We start from the raw sequence: 16630 nt of genomic DNA, 5'->3' as shown, positions 1-16630 counted from the left end.
TTCAAAGTGAAAGGTTGATCATGGAAGACATCGTCATTGTTTCTGCCGTCCGCACGCCTGTCGGCAAATTCGGCGGCGCGCTTGCGCACACGCCGGCGACGGAGCTGGGCTCCATCGTCATCAAGGAGGCGCTGGCCCGCGCCAAGGTGGGCCTGGACCAGGTGGGCGAAGTCATCATGGGGCAGGTGCTGGCAGCGGGCTGCGGCCAGAATCCGGCGCGCCAGGCGATGATGAAGGCGGGCGTTGCCAAGGAAACGCCGGCGCTCACCATCAATGCCGTCTGCGGCTCGGGCCTGAAGGCCGTCATTCTCGCGGCCCAGGCGGTGGCCACGGGTGACAGCGAGATCGTGGTTGCCGGCGGGCAGGAAAGCATGAGCCTGTCGCCCCACGTGCTCAATGGCTCGCGCAACGGCCAGCGCATGGGCGACTGGAAGATGACGGATACCATGATCGTCGACGGCCTCTGGGACGTGTACAACCAGTACCACATGGGCATCACGGCGGAGAACGTCGCCAAGGCGCATGGCATCACGCGTGAGATGCAGGATGCGCTGGCGCTGGCCAGCCAGCAGAAGGCCGCTGCGGCGCAGGATGCCGGGCACTTCATCAAGGAAATCGTGCCCGTCAGCATGGCGCAGAAAAAGGGTGATCCCATCGTCTTCAGCGCCGACGAGTTCATCAACCGCAAGACCAACGGCGACGTGCTGGCGCACCTGCGTCCGGCGTTTGACAAGGCGGGCACGGTCACGGCCGGCAACGCTTCCGGCATCAACGACGGCGCGGCCGCCGTGGTGGTGATGACGGCGAAGAAGGCGGCGGCGCTGGGCCTCACGCCGCTGGCGCGCATCGCGGCCTACGGCATCACCGGGCTGGACCCCGCGACCATGGGCATGGGGCCGGTCCCGGCTTCGCGCAAGGTGCTTGCGCGCACCGGCTGGAAGGTTGCCGACGTGGATCTGTTCGAGCTCAACGAAGCCTTCGCCGCGCAGGCCTGTGCCGTGAACAAGGAGCTTGCGGTCGACCCGGGCAAGGTCAACGTCAACGGCGGGGCGATCGCGATTGGCCACCCCATCGGGGCATCGGGCTGCCGCATCCTGGTGACGCTGCTGCATGAAATGCAGCGCCGTGGCTCGAAAAAAGGCCTGGCCGCGCTGTGCATTGGCGGCGGCATGGGTGTTTCGATGGCCGTCGAGCGGGCCTGAACGGCGGTACTTTTTCGCTCGTGCTTGGTGTTTTCCATGGCACGGGCCAGCATGGAACTCGGTTAGAGTGTCCAAGCGGTTTTTGATTGAGGAACAAGGAGTTCGAACATGGGACAAAGAGTTGCATACGTCACGGGCGGCATGGGTGGCATCGGCACCGCCATCTGCCAGCGTTTTCACAAGGATGGCTACACGGTCATCGCCGGTTGCGGCCCGACGCGGGACTACCAGAAGTGGCAGGCCGAGCAGAAGGCGCTGGGCTACACCATCCATGCATCGGTCGGCAACGTGAGCGACTGGGATTCAACGGTGGAAGCCTTCGCCAAGGCCAAGGCGGAGCATGGCCCCATCGACATTCTGGTGAACAACGCGGGCATCACGCGCGACCGGATGTTCATGAAGATGACGCCGGAAGACTGGCGCCAGGTGATCGACACCAACCTCAACAGCATGTTTTACGTCACCAAGCAGGTGGTGGCCGACATGGTGGAAAAGGGCTGGGGCCGCATCGTCAACATCAGCAGCGTGAATGGCGAGAAGGGCCAGGCGGGCCAGACCAACTATTCGGCTGCCGAGGCGGGCATGCACGGTTTCACCATGGCATTGGCGCAGGAAATGGCCACCAAGGGCGTGACGGTGAACACCGTGGCGCCAGGCTACATCGGCACCGACATGGTCAAGGCCATCCGCCCCGATGTGCTGGAAAAGATCGTCGCCACGGTGCCGGTCAAGCGCCTGGGCGAGCCCAGCGAAATCGCTTCCATCATCTCGTGGCTGGTGTCTGAAGAGGGTGGCTACTCGACCGGCGCCGAGCTTTCCGTCAACGGCGGTCTGCACATGAACTGAGTCTGGCATCGCCCAGCAAAAAGCCCCGCATTGCGGGGCTTTTTTCGCCGTTCCGCGTGCCGGAGTCTGCGCCCACAGGCGCCGACCATCACACGCCGGAGCGCAGAGGCGCGCGCTTGCGGTCGCGTTCGTCTTCGGGCCAGAGCGTGGGCTGCTGGGTACGGCAGGTCGTGGTGGTGGACATCGTCAGAACTCCTTAGATGTACACCACAACGCGGGCAGGGCTGAAGGCGTTGACAGGTTTTCAACAAAATATCCGGGTTTCTACCAATTGGTACTATTTCCTGAAGCTGCCTTTGCAAGTCCCTGTCAAAAATAAGAATTCTCTTTTTTCTCGTTCATTCCATCACAGCCGCTCGATTGCTTCCGAAAGCTCCAGCCACCGTTCTTCATGAGCGGCCAGCTCGTCGCCAATGGCCTTGAGGCGGCGGCCGGCTTCTGCAATGCGCTCGGACGGGAGCGCGGTGGACAGTTCGGCTTCCAGCGCCGTTTTCTCGCTTTCCAGCGCAGGTATGCGTTTTTCGATCTGCGCCAGCTCCTTTTTTAGCGGTTTGGCTTTTTCCGCCAGTTGCTGGCGTTCCAGGGCAGCCAGGCGCCGTGCCTCGCGCGGATCGATGCCACTCCCCGCCCCCGGCTCGCCGGGGTTGCTGTTGCCGCTGCCGATGCGCGCCTCTTCACGCAGGCGGCGCGATTCATCGATCAGGTAGCGCTGGTAGGCGTCCAGGTCGCCGTCAAACGGATGCAGTCCACCCCGGGCGACCAGCCAGAAGTCGTCGCACACGGCGCGCAGCAGGTGGCGGTCGTGGCTGACCAGCATGACGGTGCCGTCAAAATCATTGAGCGCCATGGCCAGTGCCTCGCGCGTGGCCAGATCCAGGTGGTTGGTGGGCTCATCCAGCAGCAACAGGTTGGGCCGCTGCCAGACGATGAGCGCCAGCACCAGCCTGGCTTTCTCGCCGCCGCTCATGCTGCCCACGGCCTGGCCGACCATGTCTCCGGTGAAGTTGAAGCTGCCCAGGTAGTTGCGCAGTTCCTGTTCGCGCGCTTCCTGGCCGGTGGCAATTTCCATTTCCAGACGCAGGAGGTGTTCCAGTGGCGTGTCCCGCGGGCGCAGCACGTCCAGTTCCTGCTGGGCGAAGTAGCCTATCGTCAGCCCCTTGCCTTCGGTGACCTTGCCGGCCAGCGGCTCTAGGCTGCGGGCGATGGTCTTGACAAGCGTTGACTTGCCCTGGCCGTTGGCGCCCAGGATGCCGATGCGCTGCCCGGCAAGCACGGTCTGCGTCACGCCGCGCACGATGGGAATCGCACCGCCATCTTCGCCGCGGTAGCCAAAGATGGCATCGCGCAGCGCCAGCATGGGGTTGGGCAGACTGGCCGGCTCGCGGAAAGTGAAGCTGAAATCGGCCTCGGCCAGCACCGGCGCGATTTTTTCCATGCGCTCGATCTGCTTGACGCGGCTTTGCGCCTGCCGTGCCTTGGTGGCCTTGGCCTTGAAGCGGTCGATGAAATGCTGCAGGTGCGCGATTTTTTCCTGCTGGCGCTCGTACGCCGCCTGTTGCAGCAGCAGCTGTTCGGCACGCTGGTCTTCGAAGGCGCTGTAGTTGCCGGCGTAGCGCGTGATGCGGGCGTTTTCGATGTGCAGCGTGACCTTGGTCACGGCGTCGAGGAATTCGCGGTCGTGGCTGATGACGAGCATGGTGCCGCCGTAGCGCGCCAGCCAGCCTTCCAGCCAGACGAGCGCATCCAGATCGAGGTGGTTGGTGGGCTCATCGAGCAGCAGCAGGTCGCTGGGGCACATAAGCGCCCGCGCCAGCTGCAGGCGCATGCGCCAACCGCCGGAAAAGCTGTTGACCGGCTGCTGCAGCTGCGCAGGCTGAAAGCCCAGCCCCAGGATCAGTGTCTGGGCCCGCGCGGTCGCATCGTGTGCTCCGGCATCGTGCAGATCCGCGTGCGCCTGGGCGATGGCCATGCCGTCGCCGCTGTGCTCGGCGTGCGCCAGCTGCTGCCGGCACTGCACCAGCCGGGTGTCGCCCGCAAGGACGAAGTCGGTCGCCGGTTCGTCCGTTTCCGGCATGTCCTGCGCCACGCTGGCAAGGCGCCACTGCGCCGGCAGTTCGAGTTCGCCGCGGTCCTCGTGCAGCGCGCCTTGCAGGAGAGCGAAGACGGACGATTTTCCGGCGCCGTTGCGGCCGACGAGGCCGACGCGTTCGCCGGGTTGGATGGTGGCGCTGGCGCCGTCCAGCAGCACTTTGGTGCCACGGCGCAGGGTGACGTTTTTCAGTTGGAGCATGGGAATGCGGTCCGATCAGCGCCGGACCGTGACCGGGACGCGCACGCTGCGTCCCAGGAAATGCAGATGGCTATTCAGGCTTGACGTCGAGCACGATCTCGGTGAAGGATGGACCTGTATCCTCCGGAGCATCCTGTGCCTGTTTCTGTGCCTGCGCCGCCTTGGCGGCCAGGCTGAAGTCGTTTTGCAGGCGCCAGAGCAGGTTGGTTGGGGAATCGGAGTTCGCAAGGCCTTCCTTGCGCGCGATTCTGCCATCCATGATGAGCTTGGCAAGCGCCTCCTCGAAGGTCTGCGAGCCCTCCGCCATGGATTTTTCCATCGCCTCGCGCACACCGGAGAAATCGCCTTTTTCGATCAGGTCGCTGACCAGCTTGGTGTTGAGCATGACTTCCACCGCAGGCAGGCGGGTGCCTTCGGGCGTGCGCACCAGGCGCTGCGAGATGATGGATTTGAGCGCGGAGGCGAGGTCGCCCAGCATGGTGGGCCGCACCTCCACCGGGTAGAACGAGAGAATCCGGTTGAGCGCCTGATAGCTGTTGTTGCCGTGCAGCGTGGCCAGGCATAGGTGGCCGGACTGGGCGTAGGCGATTGCGGCGGACATGGTTTCCCGATCGCGGATTTCGCCGATCAGGATCACGTCAGGGGCCTGGCGCAGCGCGTTCTTGAGCGCTGTTTGGAGCGTGCGCGTGTCGCTGCCGACTTCACGCTGGTTGACAATGGATTTGCGGTTCTTGAACTGGTATTCGATGGGTTCCTCCACCGTCAGGATATGCCCTGGCAGCTCTCCGTTGCGATGGTCGATCATCGCGGCCAGCGTAGTGCTCTTGCCTGAGCCAGTGGCGCCGACGACGAGGATCAGCCCGCGCTTTTCCATGATCAATTCGCTGAGCACCGGTGGCAGATTCAAGGTGCCCAGTACCGGAATGTCTTGCGGAATGAAGCGGATCACTACGGCAAAGCTGCCGCGCTGGCGCATGGCGCTGACACGAAAGCGCCCCACCCCGGTGATGGGCACGCCCATGTTCAGCTCGCCGGTTTCTTCCAGTTCTTCAATGCGCTCGGGGGCAACCACTTCCGCCAGCAGGCTGCGGGGTGCGTCCGGGGACAGCAGTTGCTCGTTGATCGGGATGCATTCGCCATTGATGCGGATCAGCGCCGGTGCGTTGGCCGACAGATAGACGTCAGAGGCCTTTTTTTCGCCCATGAGTCGCAATATGCGTTCCATCGTGCCCATCTGGTACCCCTCTTGCTTGTCCTGTGCTGGCATTATCGAACATGGCACGGCGCGGAAAATTCGTGCCTGGTGCGATGTGGCCGCGTGCAGCAGCGCTTTTGCCGCTTTTCGGCGGCGGCGACTGGGCTATCGTTCAAGGTTCAAAAAATACCAAGGAGACAATCCATGATGGATATCTGGCTATGGCGGCCGGGCGCGGCGCTGATGCATCGCCTTTCACTGGGAGGCAAATGCGCTCTTGCGGGAGGTGTGGCAGTGGCGGTGCTCGTCGTGGTGGCCGCCGTGTCAATGCGCGACACGGCCGCCGCGTGGGCTGTGTGTCTGGCCGGCATACTGGTGCTGTGCTACGTGATGGCTTGCCTGTGGCACAGCCTCATGGTGAACCTCGTGCAACTGGCCAGCGTGATGGAGAGTGTTGCCCAGGGAGACCTCTCGGTGCGTGCCGTCATGCGCGGCAAGGGGCAGCTGGCGCATCTGGGCGGGCGGTTGAACCACATGGTGCATACGCTCTCCTCGATGGTTGCGGATATCCGCAGCAACGCCGCGTTGGTCGCGCACGCCGGGGAGCAGTTGCTCAATGATAGCCGGCAGCTGGCAGAGCGCACCGATCAGCAAGGGCAGAGCCTGGCGCGCACGACCGCCAGCGTGGAGCAACTGGGCAGGGCGCTGGAAAGCGATGATGAAGCCGCCAGGGATGCGGACCAGCGCGCGGCACAGGTCAAGCGGGCCGCCGATACCGGGGTACTGGCCATGGGCAGCGCGGTGCAATCGGTGCAGGCGATCCAGAACGATGCCAAGCGCATGAACGAGATCATCGGCGTGATTGACGGCATCGCCTTTCAGACCAACATCCTGGCTTTGAACGCCGCCGTCGAGGCAGCACGCGCCGGCGAGCAGGGCCGCGGCTTTGCCGTGGTCGCGGGCGAGGTGCGCTCGCTTGCCGGCCGTTCGGCGGAGGCGGCGCGCGAAATCCGCGTTCTGATCGGGACTTCCGTCGGGCAGGTCGAAACCAGCGCGGGGCAGATTCGCGCGGCCGGGGAAGGCATTGAAGTCATGGCCTCCGGCATCCGCACGGTCGCGGACAAACTCGGAGGCATCACGCATTCCGTGGGGGAACAGCGCCTGGGTCTGCAGGAAATCGCCGAGGCAGTGCACCAGCTTGAAACCATCACCGAAAGCAACGGCGAGATGGTGGAGCATGCGGTGGAGGAGGCGACCCGGCTGCAGACGCGCGCAGCGACGCTTTCGCAGGCCGTGCAGAACTTCCGCCTGCAGCAGGGCACGGCCGATGAAGCCGTGGCGCTGGTGCGGCGTGCGATGCAACTGCATGGCACGGGCGCCGGGAGGGAGTCCTTTCTGCGCAGCGTGACGGACCCGGCGAAGCCCTTTCACGACAGGGACATGTACGTGTTCGTTCTGGATGCCGCCGGAACTTATCTCGCATTTGGCGGCAACCCGGCGAAGGTGGGCACGCGCGTGCAGGATATTCCCGGCATCGCCGGGGATGCGCTGGTGCGCGACATCGTGAACCAGGCCGACCGCGGGCCGGGCTGGGTCGAGTACGATATCACCAACCCGGCGAGCGGCAAGGTGCAGACCAAGATGTCCTACGTGCAACTGGCCGGGGATCTCTACCTTGGCTGCGGGGTTTACAAGACGCTGGCGGCCTAGGGCAACGCTGAACAAGTCCCTCGCGCACGGCGCATCCCTGGCTTGGGACGGTCTGCGGCGTTCAAATCCTCGCCATGGCTATGGCTACGGCTACGGCTACGGCTACGGCTGTGGTTTGCGCCTTGCCTGGCGCCGATCTTATTCAACGAACCTCCAACCCAGGGCACTAGGAGCCTGTTGGGCTTGGAAGTCGCCGGCCGTCAAGCGACCACGGCGGCCCATTTCTGGTTTCGCCGCTCTTCGAGAACGCTTTCGGCGCTCCAGGTCCGACAGGCTTGCGGGCGCCGGCGTTCAGGCGCTTTGCGTATTGCGTGCCCGGGCGCGCGCCAGCACGGCGGCGATGGTGGACTGCCTGGCGTCGGCCTGCGGTGCGCCGGGGGGGGCGGCAGCCACCTGATCTGACTGCGCCAGGCGCGCCAGGCGGCTTTCGTGGCGTTCGCGTGCGTGCTGCTGCAGCGGTGCCGACCAGGCGGCCCAGCCGGTGGCATCGCCGCTGGCGTTCTCCATCGCGATGCAGTCCACCGGGCAGGCGGGCACGCACAGCTCGCAGCCGGTGCAGTGCGCCTCGATGATGGTGTGCATGCGCTTGTGGATGCCGGTGATGGCGTCCGTGGGGCAGGCCTTGGCGCAAAGGGTGCAGCCTATGCACCAATCCTCGTCGATCACCGCGACCGTGCGCGGCGCCTCGCTGCCGTTGGACGGGTTGAGCGCCAGCGCGGGCAGGCCGGTGATGGCGGCAAGCCGGGCCACACCTTCGGCGCCGCCTGGCGGGCACTGGTTGATTGGCGCCCGGCCGTTGGCGATGGCGCTGGCATAGGCGGCGCAATCGGGGTAGCCGCAGCGCGTGCACTGTGTCTGCGGCAGGGCGGCGTTGATGCGCGCCGCCAGCGCATCGTTGTCCACCGGCAGTCTCCCCCGCGTTCAGGCCACCTTGCGTTTGCGTGCGGTGGACGGTGCCTGGGTGCCTGCCACGGCGGCGGGCTCGGCCGAGGCTTCTGCAGCGGCGGCGGCAACGGCAGGCTGGTTTCGGGCAATGAACTGGCGCACGATGGGATAGACCTGTTCGCGCCAGCGGCGGCCGCTGAAGATGCCGTAGTGGCCTGCGCCTTCCACGGTCAGGTGTCGGCGCTTGTCGGCGGGGATGCTGGTGCACAGGCCGTGGGCGGCTTCCGTCTGGCCCGAGCCGGAGATGTCGTCCAGCTCTCCCTCCACGGTCAGCAGCGCCGTGTGCTGAATGTCCTGCGGACGCACGCGCTCGGTCTTGCCATCCTCCGAGACCACGTCCCAGGTGCCGTTGACCAGGTTGAAGTCCTGGAACACCGTCCTGATGGTGTCCAGGTAATAGGTGGCGTCCATGTCCAGCACGGCGTTGTATTCGTCGTAGAACTTGCGGTGTGTTTCCGCGCTGGAGTTGTCGCCCTTGACCAGATTCAGGAAGTAGTCGTAGTGGCTGGAGGCGTGGCGGTCGGGGTTCATCGCCATGAAGCCGGCGTGCTGCAGAAAGCCGGGGTACACCGGACGGTCATGGCCGGCAAAGCGGCTCGGCACGCGGTAGATCACGTTGTTCTCGAACCATTGGAAGCTGTGCTCCTCGGCCAGGTTGTTCACCGCGGTGGGCGAGCGGCGGGCGTCGATCGGGCCGCCCATCATCACCATGCTGCTTGGTGTCTGCTCGCCGCGGCTGGCCATGAGCGATACCGCGGCCATGACGGGCACGGTGGGCTGGCAGACGCTGATCACGTTGCAGTTGCCGTAGATGCCCTGCAGGTGGCGGATGAATTCCTGCACGTAGTTGATGTAGCCGTCCAGCCCGAAAGTGCCGTCTTGCAGCGGCACGTCGCGGGCGTTCTTCCAGTCGGTGATGTAGACCTTGTGGCCCGTGAGCATGGTGCGTACCGTCTCGCGCAGCAGCGTGGCGTGGTGGCCCGACAGCGGCGCCACGATCAGCACCGGGGGCTGCGCCTTGAGCTTTTCCAGCGTGGGCGGGTCATCGGTGAAGCGCTTGAAACGGCGCAGCTCGCAGAACGGCTTGTCGATCTCGACGCGCTCGTCGATCGCCACGGCAACGCCGTCCACAGCGACCTTGCGGATGCCGAATTCGGGCTTTTCGTAGTCCTTGCCCAGGCGGTGCAGCAGGTCGTAGCCAGCGGCAATCCTGTGCGCCACCTGCGTTTCGCTGAACGGCCACTGTGGATTGCGATAGAGCTTGGACATGACTTGCGCCATGTCGGAAAACGGCTCCATCAAGGTGCGCTGGGTTTCGTAGAGGGTATAGAGCATGGAAAAGCCTGTTGATGCTGCAGCGCAGCAATATAGCAATATTTTGTTTCTTGCATGGTTGGTGGAACCACTCGGTTTATGTCGCGGTGGTGACATTGATGCTGTTGAGCAACGGAACCGACCGTGGGCAAGGCGCATCGGGTGCCGGTGCGCGCTGGGGCGTGTTCCATGGTCGCTGCCAATCAAGCAACATGCATGCCGGAATTCATCACGCCGCAGTCAGAGTTTCAGCCGTCCGAGGGCGAAAGGCGCTGCTGGCCAGGGCCGCGACTTCGCTGGCGGAAAGATGCTTGAGCCGGTGGTCGCTCCATTTCTGGCGCCAGTGGCGCGCCCCTGGCAGGCCGTTGTACAGGCCCAGCATGTGCCGGGCGATGGACGGCCAGGGCGTTGCGTGCTCGCGTGCTTCGCGCTCCATGTAGTCGACCATCGCCTGTTCGATGGTTTCGCGGCTGGCGGCTGATGGTGCGGTGCCAAAGAACTCGGCGTCCCAGCCCGCCAGCCACCACGGGTTGTGGTAGGCCTCCCGGCCCGCCATGGCACCATCGAGCCCTTGCAGCTGGGCGCGCAGTGCGCTGCTGTCGCGCAGTCCGCCGTTGGCCACGATGGTCAGGTGCGGGAAGTCGCGCTTGAGTTGCCGCGCGATGTCGTAACGCAGCGGCGGGATCTCGCGGTTTTCCTTCGGACTCAGACCCTTGAGCCAGGCATTGCGGGCGTGCACGATGAAGACCGTGCTGCCGGCATCGGCCACGGTGCCGACGAAGTCGCGCACGAAGCCGTAGTCCTCGTCCTGGTCCAGTCCGATGCGGTGCTTCACGGTGACGGGGATGTGGACGGTATCCACCATGGCCTTGACGCAATCGGCCACGAGACCTGGTTCGCGCATCAGGCAGGCGCCGAAGGCGCCGCGCTGCACCCGCTCGCTCGGGCAGCCGCAATTGAGGTTGATTTCGTCGTAGCCCCAGTCCTCGCCCATGCGGGCGGCCCGGGCCAGATCGGCCGGTTCGCTGCCGCCCAGTTGCAGCGCCACGGGGTGTTCGGCCGCGTCAAAACGCAGATGGCGCGCCACATCGCCGTGCAGCAGTGCGCCGGTGGTCACCATTTCGGTGTACAGCAGCGCGTGGCGCGAGAGCAGGCGATGGAAGTAGCGGCAATGCCTGTCGGTCCAATCCATCATCGGGGCCACGCTCAGGCGCCAGGGGCTGGTTGGGCTTGGGTCGGTGATGGATGGCACGGGCAAGGCGTGGAGATTGGGAAACGGCGGATATTCTAGCTATTTATGGCTTTGGCGCTTATGTGACAAGCGCTGCAAGCTATCAATAAGAAAGCATCATGCGGCGGCATTCAACCCATTGGCAAAGTGAGCGTGCATGGCCTTTGCCGCGGCGTCAGGCGCGTGGGCCTGCAGCGCGGCCATGATGGAGCGGTGTTCCGCCAGCGATTCGTCGATGCGTCCGCGCTTGAACAGTGAGTTGTGGCGGTTGAGCTTCATGACCTTGCGCAGGTCGTTCACCATCTGCTCGCGCCAGCGGTTGTCCGCCATCCGCAGCAGCTGCAGGTGAAAGCGCTCGTTGATGGCAAAAAAGCGTTCGTGGTCGCCAGCAGCGCGTTCAAGTTCGTCGTGCAGCGCCTGCAGGCCGGCAATTTCTGCCGCGCCGGCGGTGGCGGCGACGGCTGCGGCCGCGTCGGCTTCCAGCAGCGAGAGCAGGTGGTAGACGTCGCGCAAATCCTTGTCGGAGGTCTCCGTCACGTAGGCGCCGCGCCGCAGCTTCATGGTCACCAGGCCTTCGGTGGCGAGCACTTTCAGTGCCTCGCGCAGCGGCGTGCGGCTGATGCCGAATTCTTCGGCGATCTTCAGCTCGTCGATCCAGCTGCCGGGCACGAGTTCGCGCTGGAAAATGCGCTGGCGCAATTGTTCGGCCACTTCTTCATAGAGGGCGCGCGGAGCCAGGGTGGCGGAAGACATGGCGGGACTGTAACCCAAAAAAATTAAAAATTAATAATTACAAATACGGTAAACTTCCTCCATCGATGGCCGTGCGCTGCAGGAGACCCTGCGGCCCGGCATCTTCCTCCTTGATAAAACGAGCGCACCATGAGCGATTCTCATCCTGCATTTCAATCCTCGGACCTTGCTGCGTGGACCCGGGCGGCCGGCAAATCAGCCCCTGGGGGCGATCTGTCGCAGTTGAACTGGAAGACCGCGGATGGCATCACCGTCAAGCCCCTGTACACGGCGGCCGATACGGCGGGGCTGCCTTACGCCAACACGCTGCCGGGCTTCGAACCTTATCTGCGCGGGCCGCAGGCGACGATGTACGCGGGCCGCCCCTGGACGATCCGCCAGTACGCGGGGTTTTCAACGGCGGAGGAATCGAATGCCTTCTACCGCAAGGCGCTCGCCGCCGGCGGGCAGGGCGTTTCCGTCGCATTCGACCTGGCCACCCACCGCGGCTATGACTCAGATCACCCGCGCGTGACCGGCGACGTGGGCAAGGCGGGCGTGGCGATTGACAGCGTGGAAGACATGAAGGTGCTGTTCGACGGCATTCCGCTGGACAAGGTGAGTGTGTCGATGACCATGAACGGCGCGGTGCTGCCGGTGCTGGCGGGCTATGTGGTGGCGGCGGAAGAGCAGGGCGTGGCGCAAGACAAGCTCTCGGGGACGATACAGAACGACATCCTCAAAGAGTTCATGGTGCGCAACACCTATATCTACCCGCCCCAGCCGAGCATGCGCATCGTCGGCGACATCATCGAGTACACGGCTAAACACATGCCGAAGTTCAACTCGATTTCGATCAGCGGCTACCACATGCAGGAGGCGGGGGCGAACCAGGCGCTCGAATTGGCCTTCACGCTCGCCGATGGCAAGGAGTACGTGAAGACGGCGATCGCCAAGGGCATGGATGTGGACGAGTTCGCCGGGCGGCTGAGCTTCTTCTGGGCCATCGGCATGAACTTTTACCTGGAGATCGCCAAGATGCGCGCGGCGCGCCTGCTGTGGTGCCGCATCATGAAGGGGTTTGAGGCGAAAAAGCCCAAGAGCCTGATGCTGCGCACGCACTGCCAGACCAGCGGCTGGAGCCTGACCGAGCAGGACCCGTACAACAACATCGTGCGCACCACGATAGAAGCGATGGCGGCGGTGTTTGGCGGCACGCAGAGCCTGCACACCAATTCATTCGACGAAGCCATTGCGCTGCCGACGGAGTTCAGCTCGCGCATCGCGCGCAACACCCAGCTCATCATTCAGGAAGAGACGCACATCACCAACGTGATCGACCCCTGGGCCGGTTCCTACCTGATGGAGAAGCTCACGCAGGACATGGCGGATGCTGCGTGGAAGATCATCGAGGAGGTCGAGGCAATGGGCGGCATGACGGCCGCGGTGGACAGCGGCTGGGCCAAGCTCAAGATCGAGGCGGCGGCGGCCGAGAAGCAGGCGCTGATCGATTCGGGCAAGGAGGTGATCGTTGGCGTGAACAAGTACAAGCTCGATCACGAAGACACGGTAGACATTCTCGAAGTGGACAACGTCAAGGTACGCGACAGCCAGATTGCGCGCCTGAATGATTTGAAGCGAAAGCGCGATCAAACCCTTGTGGGGCAAGCGCTGGAAGCTCTCACAAACGCAGCAAAAACCGGCGAAGGCAATCTGCTGGATCTGGCTATCCAGGCCATTCGCCTGCGCGCCACGGTAGGCGAGGTGAGCGATGCGCTGGAAAAAATCTTCGGGCGCCACCACGCCGATACGCAAAAGGTGACCGGTGTGTATGCAGCCGCCTACGATTCGCCCGAAAGCTGGAACGCCATCAAGGCCGAGATCGACCAGTTCGCCCAGGAGCAGGGCCGCCGCCCGCGCGTGATGGTCGCCAAGCTCGGCCAGGACGGCCACGACCGCGGTGCCAAGGTGGTGGCCACGGCCTTTGCCGATCTGGGCTTTGACGTGGACATCGGCAGCCTGTTTCAGACCCCCGAGGAATGCGCGCGCCAGGCGATCGAGAACGACGTGCACGCGATCGGTGTTTCCACGCTCGCTGCGGGCCACAAGACGCTGGTGCCCGCGATCATCAATGAATTGAAGAAGCAGGGGGCGGATGACATCGTCGTCTTTGTCGGCGGCGTGGTGCCGCGCCAGGACTACGACTTTCTTTACCAGGCCGGAGCCAAGGGCATCTACGGGCCGGGTACGCCGATTCCGGCTTGCGCCAAGGATGTGCTGGAAAAGATCAAGGCGGCGCTGGCCTGAAGCGGTAGCCTGCGACACAACCCTGCGGCACCACAGACTGGACCGACACCCTTGGCACACCCGCTGCTTGAACCCCTGCTGCACGGCGCGCCCATGCCGCGCCGCCGCGCCATGGCCAAGGCGATCACGCTGCTCGAATCCACGCGCGCCGATCACCGCGCGCAGGCGGATGCGATGCTGACCGAGCTGTTGCCGCACACCGGCAAGGCGCTGCGCCTGGGGATCAGCGGTGTGCCGGGCGTGGGCAAGTCCACCTTCATTGAGGCGCTCGGGCTGTATCTGATAGCGCAAGGCCTGAAAGTGGCGGTGCTGGCGATCGACCCATCGTCCACCGTCTCGGGCGGTTCCATCCTGGGCGACAAGACGCGCATGCAGCAGCTCTGCGTGGAAGAGAACGCCTACATCCGCCCCAGCCCCAGCAGCGGCACGCTGGGCGGCGTGGCCGAGAAAACGCGCGAGGCCATGCTGGTCTGCGAAGCGGCGGGCTACGACGCGGTGATCGTCGAGACCGTCGGTGTGGGCCAGAGCGAGACGGCGGTGCACGGCATGACGGACATGTTCTGCGTGCTGCAACTGCCCAACGCGGGGGACGACCTGCAGGCGATCAAGAAGGGCGTGATGGAACTTGCCGATCTGGTGGTGGTGAACAAGGCCGACATCGACCCCAGGGCAGCGATCCGCACGCGCACGCAGATCACTTCCAGCCTGCGCCTGATGGCCATGCAGGGCAACCCCGCGTACGCGATGAACGACCCGCAACGCTGGCACCCCAGGGTCGTCACGATCAGCGCCTTGAAGGGCGAGGGCGTGCAGGATTTCTGGGCGGCGGTGAGCGAATTTCGCCGTCTGCAGACCGCCAATGGCGCGCTGGCTGCGCGCCGCGAACAGCAGGCGCTGGCGTGGATGTGGGAGCGCATCGATGCCGGGCTGCGCACCGCCTTTCGCCAGCACCCCAAGGTGCAAGAACTGCTGCCGCAGATGCAGCAGGATGTGGTGGCGGGGCGCATTGCCGCCAGCACCGCAGCACGTAATCTGCTCTCAGCGCAGGCAGGGCAGGCGCTGGCAGCTATCAATTAACAAGACATCAATCAAGGATCCAAGCATGCAGACCATCCTGGAACAACTGGAGCAAAAGCGCGAACTCGCGCGCTTGGGCGGCGGGCAAAAGCGCATCGATGCGCAGCACGCCAAGGGCAAGCTCACCGCGCGTGAGCGCATCGAGCTGCTGCTCGACGAAGGCACGTTTGAAGAATGGGACATGTTCGTCGAGCACCGTTGCGCCGACTTCGGCATGGCCGAGAACAAGATTCCGGGCGATGGCGTTGTGACGGGCTACGGCATGATCAACGGGCGCCTGGTTTTCGTCTTCAGCCAGGACTTCACCGTCTTCGGCGGCGCACTCTCCGAGGCCCACGCCGAGAAAATCTGCAAGGTCATGGATCAGGCAATCAAGGTCGGCGCGCCGGTGATCGGCCTCAACGACTCGGGCGGCGCGCGCATCCAGGAAGGCGTGGCCAGCCTGGGCGGCTACGCCGAGGTGTTCCAGCGCAACGTGCTCGCCAGCGGCGTGGTGCCGCAGATCAGCATGATCATGGGCCCCTGCGCCGGCGGTGCGGTGTACTCGCCCGCGATGACCGACTTCATCTTCATGGTGAAGGACTCCAGCTACATGTTCGTCACCGGCCCCGAGGTGGTGAAGACCGTCACGCACGAGGAGGTCACCTCCGAGGAACTCGGCGGCGCCATCACCCACACCACGAGGAGCGGCGTGGCCGACATGGCGTTCGAGAACGACGTCGAGGCGCTGTTGATGCTGCGCCGGCTGTACAACTACCTGCCGCTCAACAACCGTGAGAAGCCCCCGGTGCGCCCCAGCCGCGACCCGATCGACCGCGCCGATCTGAGCCTCGATACCCTGGTGCCCGCCAACCCCAACCAGCCCTACGACATGAAGGAGCTGATCGCAAAAACGGTGGACGACGGCGACTTCTTCGAGCTGCAGCCCGAATACGCCAAGAACATCATCATCGGCTTCGGCCGCATGGACGGCCAGCCCGTGGGCATCGTCGCCAACCAGCCCCTCGTCCTGGCCGGGTGCCTGGATATCAAGAGCAGCATCAAGGCCGCGCGCTTCGTGCGCTTTTGCGATGCGTTCAACATTCCCATCATCACGTTTGTCGATGTGCCCGGCTTCATGCCCGGCACCTCGCAGGAATACGGCGGCATCATCAAGCACGGTGCCAAACTGCTGTTTGCCTACGCCGAATGCACCGTGCCCAAGGTGACGGTGATCACGCGCAAGGCCTATGGCGGAGCGTATGACGTGATGAGTTCCAAGCACCTGCGCGGCGACGTGAATCTTGCCTGGCCCAACGCCGAGATCGCGGTGATGGGCGCCAAGGGCGCGGTGGAGATCATCTTCCGCCAGGACAAGAACGACCCGGCCAAGCTCGCGGCGCGCGAGGCGGAATACAAGCAGCGCTTTGCCAACCCCTTCGTGGCGGGCGCGCGTGGCTTCATCGACGACGTGATCCAGCCGCACGAGACGCGAAAACGCATCTGCCGGTCGCTCGGCATGCTGCAGAGCAAGAAGCTGGAAAACCCGTGGCGCAAGCACGGCAACATGCCGCTGTGAGAAAGCAATGCAGGCAGCAACCCAGGCCACGGTGACCTGCCCCAAGTGCGGTCACCAGAGCAAGGCGGACATGCCCCTGGATGCCTGCCTGTGGTTCTACGAGTGCCCGGCGTGCCATGTGGTGCTGACCCCCCAGCCGGGCGACTGCTGTGTGTTTTGTTCGTATGGCGACATGCAATGTCCGCCCAAGCAGGAAGAAAAGAGCTGCTGCTCGAAGGAATAA

Annotated in this window: 13 protein-coding genes; 7 read left to right on the top strand and 6 right to left on the bottom strand. The window is 64.4% G+C overall.

What is annotated here, in order from left to right; all coding sequences use genetic code 11:
- Positions 1-20 precede the first annotated feature (20 nt).
- Together K320_RS0104935 and phbB are read left to right on the top strand one after the other, a co-directional pair.
- Positions 21-1202 (top strand): acetyl-CoA C-acetyltransferase, encoded by a 1182-nt coding sequence (locus tag K320_RS0104935; protein WP_024537741.1) that lies wholly within the window; start codon positions 21-23, stop codon positions 1200-1202.
- Between the two features lie 108 nt (positions 1203-1310).
- Positions 1311-2048, top strand: coding sequence for an acetoacetyl-CoA reductase (phbB, locus tag K320_RS0104930; protein ID WP_024537740.1), 738 nt, complete (start codon positions 1311-1313; stop codon positions 2046-2048).
- A gap of 346 nt (positions 2049-2394) precedes the next feature.
- Here phbB and K320_RS0104920 read toward each other — a convergent pair whose 3' ends face one another.
- Positions 2395-4338, bottom strand: a complete 1944-nt coding sequence (locus K320_RS0104920) for an ABC-F family ATP-binding cassette domain-containing protein (protein WP_024537739.1) — start codon at positions 4336-4338, stop codon at positions 2395-2397.
- A gap of 70 nt (positions 4339-4408) precedes the next feature.
- Positions 4409-5572: a PilT/PilU family type 4a pilus ATPase gene (locus tag K320_RS0104915; RefSeq protein WP_024537738.1), complete on the bottom strand. Its 1164-nt coding sequence runs from the start codon at positions 5570-5572 to the stop codon at positions 4409-4411.
- Between the two features lie 165 nt (positions 5573-5737).
- On the opposite strand from K320_RS0104915, the gene K320_RS0104910 reads away from it, so the two are divergent.
- Positions 5738-7243, top strand: a complete 1506-nt coding sequence (locus tag K320_RS0104910; protein ID WP_024537737.1) for a methyl-accepting chemotaxis protein — start codon at positions 5738-5740, stop codon at positions 7241-7243.
- Between the two features lie 291 nt (positions 7244-7534).
- On the opposite strand, the gene K320_RS0104905 is transcribed toward K320_RS0104910, so the two are convergent.
- The 4 genes from K320_RS0104905 to K320_RS0104890 all read right to left on the bottom strand — a co-directional run bounded on the left by K320_RS0104905 (position 7535) and on the right by K320_RS0104890 (position 11486).
- Positions 7535-8146: an RnfABCDGE type electron transport complex subunit B gene (locus K320_RS0104905; protein ID WP_024537736.1), complete on the bottom strand. Its 612-nt coding sequence runs from the start codon at positions 8144-8146 to the stop codon at positions 7535-7537.
- Between the two features lie 18 nt (positions 8147-8164).
- Positions 8165-9523 carry a polyhydroxyalkanoate depolymerase gene (locus K320_RS0104900; RefSeq protein WP_024537735.1) on the bottom strand — a complete coding sequence of 453 codons (1359 nt, stop codon included), beginning with the start codon at positions 9521-9523 and terminating at the stop codon, positions 8165-8167.
- A 208-nt stretch (positions 9524-9731) separates the two neighbouring features.
- Positions 9732-10754 (bottom strand): tRNA dihydrouridine(20/20a) synthase DusA, encoded by a 1023-nt coding sequence (gene dusA / locus K320_RS0104895; RefSeq protein WP_029695818.1) that lies wholly within the window; start codon positions 10752-10754, stop codon positions 9732-9734.
- Between the two features lie 96 nt (positions 10755-10850).
- The gene (locus K320_RS0104890) at positions 10851-11486 is read right to left on the bottom strand and encodes a GntR family transcriptional regulator (protein WP_024537733.1); all 636 of its coding nucleotides are present in this window, start codon (positions 11484-11486) and stop codon (positions 10851-10853) included.
- Between the two features lie 129 nt (positions 11487-11615).
- On the opposite strand from K320_RS0104890, the gene scpA reads away from it, so the two are divergent.
- The 4 genes from scpA to K320_RS0104870 all read left to right on the top strand — a co-directional run bounded on the left by scpA (position 11616) and on the right by K320_RS0104870 (position 16630).
- Positions 11616-13772: a methylmalonyl-CoA mutase gene (gene scpA, locus K320_RS0104885; protein WP_024537732.1), complete on the top strand. Its 2157-nt coding sequence runs from the start codon at positions 11616-11618 to the stop codon at positions 13770-13772.
- 93 nt (positions 13773-13865) lie between these two features.
- A complete protein-coding gene (meaB, locus tag K320_RS0104880; protein ID WP_051384852.1) occupies positions 13866-14849 on the top strand; it encodes a methylmalonyl Co-A mutase-associated GTPase MeaB in 984 nt (327 codons plus the stop codon).
- Positions 14850-14874: 25 nt separating this feature from the next.
- Positions 14875-16407, top strand: a complete 1533-nt coding sequence (locus K320_RS0104875) for an acyl-CoA carboxylase subunit beta (RefSeq protein WP_024537730.1) — start codon at positions 14875-14877, stop codon at positions 16405-16407.
- Between the two features lie 7 nt (positions 16408-16414).
- The gene (locus K320_RS0104870) at positions 16415-16630 is read left to right on the top strand and encodes a GDCCVxC domain-containing (seleno)protein (protein ID WP_024537729.1); all 216 of its coding nucleotides are present in this window, start codon (positions 16415-16417) and stop codon (positions 16628-16630) included.

This window comes from Comamonas badia DSM 17552, from assembly GCF_000484635.1.
Classification (GTDB): Bacteria; Pseudomonadota; Gammaproteobacteria; order Burkholderiales; family Burkholderiaceae_C; genus Comamonas_C; species Comamonas_C badia.
Note: the sequence above shows the minus strand (reverse complement) of the source record. Positions and strands in the feature narration are given on the sequence as shown.

What these genes read in the sequence shown, in the direction of transcription:
- K320_RS0104935 (WP_024537741.1), top strand. Translation starts at nt 21, where the DNA reads ATGGAAGACATCGTCATTGTTTCTGCCGTCCGCACGCCTGTCGGCAAA.
- phbB (WP_024537740.1), top strand. Translation starts at nt 1,311, where the DNA reads ATGGGACAAAGAGTTGCATACGTCACGGGCGGCATGGGTGGCATCGGC.
- K320_RS0104920 (WP_024537739.1), bottom strand. Translation starts at nt 4,338, where the DNA reads ATGCTCCAACTGAAAAACGTCACCCTGCGCCGTGGCACCAAAGTGCTG.
- K320_RS0104915 (WP_024537738.1), bottom strand. Translation starts at nt 5,572, where the DNA reads ATGGGCACGATGGAACGCATATTGCGACTCATGGGCGAAAAAAAGGCC.
- K320_RS0104910 (WP_024537737.1), top strand. Translation starts at nt 5,738, where the DNA reads ATGATGGATATCTGGCTATGGCGGCCGGGCGCGGCGCTGATGCATCGC.
- K320_RS0104900 (WP_024537735.1), bottom strand. Translation starts at nt 9,523, where the DNA reads ATGCTCTATACCCTCTACGAAACCCAGCGCACCTTGATGGAGCCGTTT.
- K320_RS0104890 (WP_024537733.1), bottom strand. Translation starts at nt 11,486, where the DNA reads ATGTCTTCCGCCACCCTGGCTCCGCGCGCCCTCTATGAAGAAGTGGCC.
- scpA (WP_024537732.1), top strand. Translation starts at nt 11,616, where the DNA reads ATGAGCGATTCTCATCCTGCATTTCAATCCTCGGACCTTGCTGCGTGG.
- meaB (WP_051384852.1), top strand. Translation starts at nt 13,866, where the DNA reads ATGCCGCGCCGCCGCGCCATGGCCAAGGCGATCACGCTGCTCGAATCC.
- K320_RS0104875 (WP_024537730.1), top strand. Translation starts at nt 14,875, where the DNA reads ATGCAGACCATCCTGGAACAACTGGAGCAAAAGCGCGAACTCGCGCGC.
- K320_RS0104870 (WP_024537729.1), top strand. Translation starts at nt 16,415, where the DNA reads ATGCAGGCAGCAACCCAGGCCACGGTGACCTGCCCCAAGTGCGGTCAC.